Below are 5251 nucleotides of genomic sequence, written 5' to 3' on the forward strand. Positions count from 1 at the left end.
GCGGCCGAACAGCTCAAGGGCGCGGTGATGGTCAATCCCCACGACATCGCCGACCTCAAGGCGGGAATCCTCGAAGCTGTGCAGATGGACGAGAGGACTCGCACACGCCGGATGAAGCAGATGCGCAAGAGGGTCGCCACCGACACCGTGAGCCGGTGGTCGAAGAACTTCCTCGCCGAGCTCGAGCACATCAAGGACAATCCCGAGGCCATCGTCCCCGAACAGCCCGTGGTGCAGAAGAAGCGGACCGCACCGCCGCCGGACGTGCCGGCGGCCCCGTCAGATCGCGCCGAGCGACCCGATGATGCCGAGTGGACAGACGATATCTCCACCGCCCGCTAGGAGAAGAACAGTGACATCGAAGCCGACCGTGCTCGGTCCTGCCCCCTCCACCCCCGCCGAGGTGGCCCTGCGTGATCTCGCCACCGCCGAATCGCTGCTGCTGGCCTTGGATTTCGATGGGGTGCTCGCACCTCTTCAAGACGATCCGTCGACGTCCCGGATGGTCCCCGAATCGGCCTCGGCCATCGCGGCGCTTGCCGAGCTGCCGCGCACTCGGGTGGCACTGGTGTCCGGACGCGATATCGCGACCCTGCGACGTCTGTCCGAGGCGCCGGACTCGGCGTGGCTGATCGGTTCGCACGGCGCGGAGGCCGAACTCGGCACCTACGCTGATCGCGATCCCGACTCCGCAGTGGGCCGGTCTCCCGAGCTCGCTCCGGCCGAGGCGGACAGACTCGCCGCCATCGATGCTCATCTCGACGCGTTCGAACACACGCTGCCGGGCGCCGACGGCTCAGGCGATGCCGACGGTGTCTCGGATTTCCTCATCGAGTCCAAACCCTATTCGCGGACGGTCCACACTCGAGGACTCGCCCCCGAGGCCGCCGCGGCCCTCCATGAACACGCCACCGAGGTAGCCGAGGAGTTCCCGGATATCCGTGTCATCGAAGGCCACGACATCACGGAACTCGCCGTCAAACAGGCGACGAAAGGCGATGGCATCCGGCTGCTCGCCCGCGCCGGCGAACCGACGGCGATGGGCTACATCGGCGACGATGTCACCGATGAGGACGCCTTCGCGGCACTCGACGAACTCACGGACTCCCGCGTCCTCGACTCCGGTCTGACCGTCAAGGTCGGGTCCGCGCAGACTCGCGCTGCGTGGCGGATCGCCGACCCTGCGGCTGTGGCCGACCTGCTCGGTCGCCTCGTTGCCGAACGCACGGATTTCCTCCGCACCGTCCACGATTGAAGACCGTCCACGGCCGCGGTCGGGCCGCCTCGCCGGTCGGATCCACGTCTTGGCAGGACCGCCTCGCCGAGGATGATTGTGGTCGAAACCCGAGATCAGCGGCGCTGCGGGGGCACGGCGCTGGCCCGGAGGACGAGATCCGGGTCGACCGTGTAGTCGACGTGCACGCGCGCATCACCGGCGGCGATCATCGCGCGGATCTCGTCGATCGCCGACTGCGCGACGGTCGCCCAGTCGTAGACGACCTGCGACAGGGGCGGTTGGACGACATCGGCATCGGGGACGTCGCCGACCGTGAGCAGGGACAGGTCCCTGGGAACGTCGAGTCGCAGCCGCTGGGCGGCCTCGAGCATGCCGAAGGACAGCGACGGGGCGCAGGCGATGACGGCGGTGCACCGCAGGTCGAGCAGCTCCTCGGCGGCAGCGACTCCGGCCATGGCTCCGCCGGCAGCCTCGACGACGGGGGCCTGATCACGGGTGGCGGGAATGTGGAGGATCCCTGCCATCGATCTGCGGAATCCGGCGATGCGGGCCGGGGCAGCCGAATCGCGCAGCACGGCGAGCCCGATGCGTTTGTGGCCGAGGTGGACGAGGTGGGCCACGGCGGTTTCGATACCGCCGGTCGCGTCGAGGTAGATGCGCGAGATCCCGTCGTCGTGGCGGGCATTCGAGATGCGGATGAGCGGCAGCCCGCGTTCGGCGAGCATCCCTGCGAGCACGCCGGCGGCACCGCCGCCGACGACGATGGCTCCGGAGATCGTGGGCCCGCCGTGTTCGCTGCCGAGGATCGTCTCGAGCAGGGCCTCATTGCGTTCGGCGATGGCCTCGATGTGGACGACGGCGATGCCGAGTCCGAACATCCGGTTCGTCAGGATCTCCGCCAGCCGGGAATACGGGTCGACGTTGCCCGCGGACACCGCGGGTTTGATGAGCGCGATGAGCGACGAACCGGCACCGTCCCCAGCACTCGTCGTCGGGGCCTGCCCGGTGGCGCCGAGGATCGCCAGCGCCTGCCGCACCTTCGCCAGGGAGGCGGCCGACACCGATCCGGGGTCGCGCAGGGCCCGTGAGGCGGTGGCCTTCGAGACCCCGGCGGTGCGGGCGATCTCGGCGAGACGGACGTGCCGGTGCTCGGGCAGGTGTTCGCTCATCGGCGGGCCGCCGTCGTCGAGGTTCGGGCGACGAGTCGAGGACGGAACACCGGAGGCACCGAAGGCAGACCCGTCGTCGAGATCCGCAGGGTCTGCAGCGTGGCATCGATGAGGGCATTCGACAGCCCCTCGACGTCGAGGCCGAGCACCGTGGCCGGTGGGCCAGTGAACTTCATCGTCGGGGAATCGCCGAACCCGACGACCGACATGTCCCGCGGCACCTGCAGATGCCGATTCCGCAGTCCGTGGAGGGTACCGTGCAGCTGCAGCGCGGATTGGACGATCACCGCTGTGCAGGTCGCATCCTTGAGTTCGAGCACCGCACGCGATCCGCCGGAGAACGACTTCGGCACCCGTGAGATCCAGTCCTCGAGGTTGAGTCCGAGGTTTCTGGCCGGATGTTCGGCGAGGAAGCGGCGGATGAGCTGGACGGCCAGTTCACCGCTGTCGTTGCAGATCAGCCCGATCCTCCGGTGCCCGATCGCCCGCAGATGTTCGAACGCTGTGGTCATCCCCCCGCCGAGGTCGAGCCGCGCTGCGATGACATCGGCACTGCCCTGCCCGGTTCCAGGCGTACCCGCCACGCAAACTTCAGTCCCGGCCGTGTCGGCCTCCTCGGTGGCGGACTGTTCGGCGACGCGGATGCAGGGGATCTCCGTATTCAGGCTCGTCATCGTCGTGGTCACCAGGGCCACTGCGCCCGCCTCGATTGCGGTCTGCAGCGGTTCCGGGTCGGTTTCGACGAGCGGGCGGGTGACGAGGAGATCATGATCCTGCAGGGCCTTGGCCACGCGAGTGCAGACCTGGACCTGCCAATGTTCGGGATTGCCGGGAGCGCTGACGGCCACGAGCCGCCTCGGCGCATCATGGAGCAGGGTCGAGCGCGAATAGCCGAGCTCGCTCATCGCCTCCAGCACCTTCGCCCGGGTCGACTCGGCGACGGCACCGCGGCGACCGAGCACCCGGGAGACCGTGGCCAGAGAGACTCCGGCCCGGGCGGCGACCTCGTCCAACGTGACCTTCATATGAATCAGTCTACTTTCGCGCTGCGGTCTGCGTCGGCGCATCCGGCGAGGGTGGACGCCGCGGTCTGCGTCGGCGCACAGCCATCGTGCTGAGAATCACTCTACGCTTTGTCGAATTCACAGAGCACCCCAACCATCCACCCCTTAGGATAAGAGTGACTGAGCATCCCTGCCAGGTCACCGACGACCAGCTGCTCGCGGAGTTATTCAGAAGTTTTAGGAGGACTTATGTCAACGGTGTCGTTGAATGGCCTCAGTCATGTCTACGAGAACACGACGTCCGAATCCGTCCACCCGTTCAATCTCTTCGTCGATGACGGCGAGTTCCTCGTCCTCTACGGGCCCAGCGGGTCGGGCAAGTCGACGATCCTGCGGATGCTCCACGGTCTGGAGACCCCGAAGACCGGCACCATCCTCATCGACGGTGCCGATATCACCCACGCCGCCGTCAACGACCGCGATGTCACCCTGGCGCTGGAGAGCTACGCGCTCTACCCGCACCTGAGCGTGCGCGACAATCTCGGCTTCGCGCTGCGCGTCGACGGTCTGCCCGCCGATGAGATCCAAGAGCGCGTCGAATCCGTGATGGACAAGATCGGACTGAACGACATCCTCGACTCGGTTCCCGGCGACCTCACTCAGCTGCAGCGCCAGACCGTGGCCCTGGCCCGCGCCGTGGTCCGCCGACCCAAGGTGCTCATCATGGACGAGCCCGTGGTCAACCTCGTCCCCGAACAGCAGACGGAGACCCTGTCGCTGATCAAGGACCTGCAGCAGGAATTCGGGCTGACGACGATCTACGCCACCTCCGATTTCGAGGATGCGAAGGTCCTCGGCGACCGGATCGCGTTCCTCGACCACGGACGGCTGATCGGGGTGGAGACACCCGACCTCGCCGAGGCGCTCGTGGCCTCGGTCTCCGACTCGGACTCCTGAGCCGTGCCGGGAACCCTGCCCCCGCCGGACCCGTCCTCACACCCTGCACCGTCGGCGACGACGTCGGTCGGCGCGGGCGCATCGGTCAGCGCTGCTCGCGAACCGGAGATCCACACGGTCCGGAACGCCGATCATGCGGCTCTGGCCGAGCTCCCCTGGCATCTGCCGCTGGCTCAGTGGCCGGAGACCCTGCTGGGCGGTCTGCCCCGCGGAATCTCCCGCCACGTCGTGCGCTATGTCGAGATCGGAGACGAAGTGCTCGCGATCAAGGAGACCGACGACCCGCAGGCCACGCGTGAGTTCGACATCCTCGGTGCGCTCGGCAACCTCGACGTCCCCCTCGTCGAGGCCCGCGCCGTCGTCGGCGGTCGCAGGACCGCATCGGGACAGGCACTCAAGGGCGCGCTCATCACCGCCTATCTCGAGTTCTCTCTGCCCTACCGTGCACTGTTCTCCCGTGACCTGGCCGAGGACACCGGCGGTCGCCTCGTCGACGCTCTGGCCGTGCTGCTCGTCCGCCTCCACCTCGTCGGCTTCTATTGGGGAGACGTGTCCCTGTCGAACACGCTCTTCCGCCGCGACGCCGACGCCTACGCCGCCTATGTCGTCGACGCCGAGACCGGCGAGCTGCACGACCAGCTCTCCGACGGGCAGCGGAACATGGACCTGCGGATCGCGCGGATGAACATCGCCGGGGACTTCCTCGATCTGCAGGCCGCGGGACTCGTCGCCCCCGAGACCGATCCGCTCGCGGCCGGTGAGCGACTGTGCGAGTCCTACAACGCCCTGTGGGCGGAGCTGACCCGGGTCGAGGAATTCAGCGTCAGCGAACGCTGGCGCATCGACGAACGCATCCGCCGCCTCAACGACCTGGGCTTCGACCT

At 67.8% G+C, this 5251-nt stretch carries 6 protein-coding genes; 4 read left to right on the plus strand and 2 right to left on the minus strand.

The features are described from left to right. On the plus strand, positions 1–342 hold a 342-nt coding region (locus tag ACTIIH_RS15830), incomplete at its 5' end, for a trehalose-6-phosphate synthase (protein WP_441452791.1). A 10-nt stretch (positions 343–352) separates the two neighbouring features. Continuing rightward, positions 353–1255, plus strand: a complete 903-nt coding sequence (locus ACTIIH_RS15835; RefSeq protein ID WP_441090159.1) for a trehalose-phosphatase — start codon at positions 353–355, stop codon at positions 1253–1255. A gap of 95 nt (positions 1256–1350) precedes the next feature. Here the strand turns inward: ACTIIH_RS15835 and ACTIIH_RS15840 are convergent, their stop codons facing one another. Further along, positions 1351–2406 carry a LacI family DNA-binding transcriptional regulator gene (locus tag ACTIIH_RS15840; RefSeq protein WP_441452792.1) on the minus strand — a complete coding sequence of 352 codons (1056 nt, stop codon included), beginning with the start codon at positions 2404–2406 and terminating at the stop codon, positions 1351–1353. After that, positions 2403–3431, minus strand: coding sequence for a LacI family DNA-binding transcriptional regulator (locus ACTIIH_RS15845; RefSeq protein WP_441090157.1), 1029 nt, complete (start codon positions 3429–3431; stop codon positions 2403–2405). The genes ACTIIH_RS15840 and ACTIIH_RS15845 overlap by 4 nt, the downstream gene beginning before the upstream one ends. Before the next feature lie 228 nt (positions 3432–3659). On the opposite strand from ACTIIH_RS15845, the gene ACTIIH_RS15850 reads away from it, so the two are divergent. Together ACTIIH_RS15850 and ACTIIH_RS15855 are read left to right on the plus strand one after the other, a co-directional pair. After that, complete coding sequence (locus tag ACTIIH_RS15850; RefSeq protein ID WP_441090156.1) at positions 3660–4367, plus strand: ABC transporter ATP-binding protein; 708 nt, start codon at positions 3660–3662, stop codon at positions 4365–4367. Positions 4368–4370: 3 nt separating this feature from the next. Further along, on the plus strand, positions 4371–5251 hold an 881-nt coding region (locus ACTIIH_RS15855), incomplete at its 3' end, for a DUF4032 domain-containing protein (protein ID WP_441452793.1).

Source organism: Brevibacterium sp. (assembly GCF_052105255.1).
Taxonomy (GTDB): domain Bacteria; phylum Actinomycetota; class Actinomycetes; order Actinomycetales; family Brevibacteriaceae; genus Brevibacterium; species Brevibacterium linens_B.

Excerpts from the sequence above, each read along its gene's own strand:
- ACTIIH_RS15850 (WP_441090156.1), top strand. The coding sequence starts at position 3,660 with ATGTCAACGGTGTCGTTGAATGGCCTCAGTCATGTCTACGAGAACACG.
- ACTIIH_RS15845 (WP_441090157.1), bottom strand. The coding sequence starts at position 3,431 with ATGAAGGTCACGTTGGACGAGGTCGCCGCCCGGGCCGGAGTCTCTCTG.
- ACTIIH_RS15840 (WP_441452792.1), bottom strand. The coding sequence starts at position 2,406 with ATGAGCGAACACCTGCCCGAGCACCGGCACGTCCGTCTCGCCGAGATC.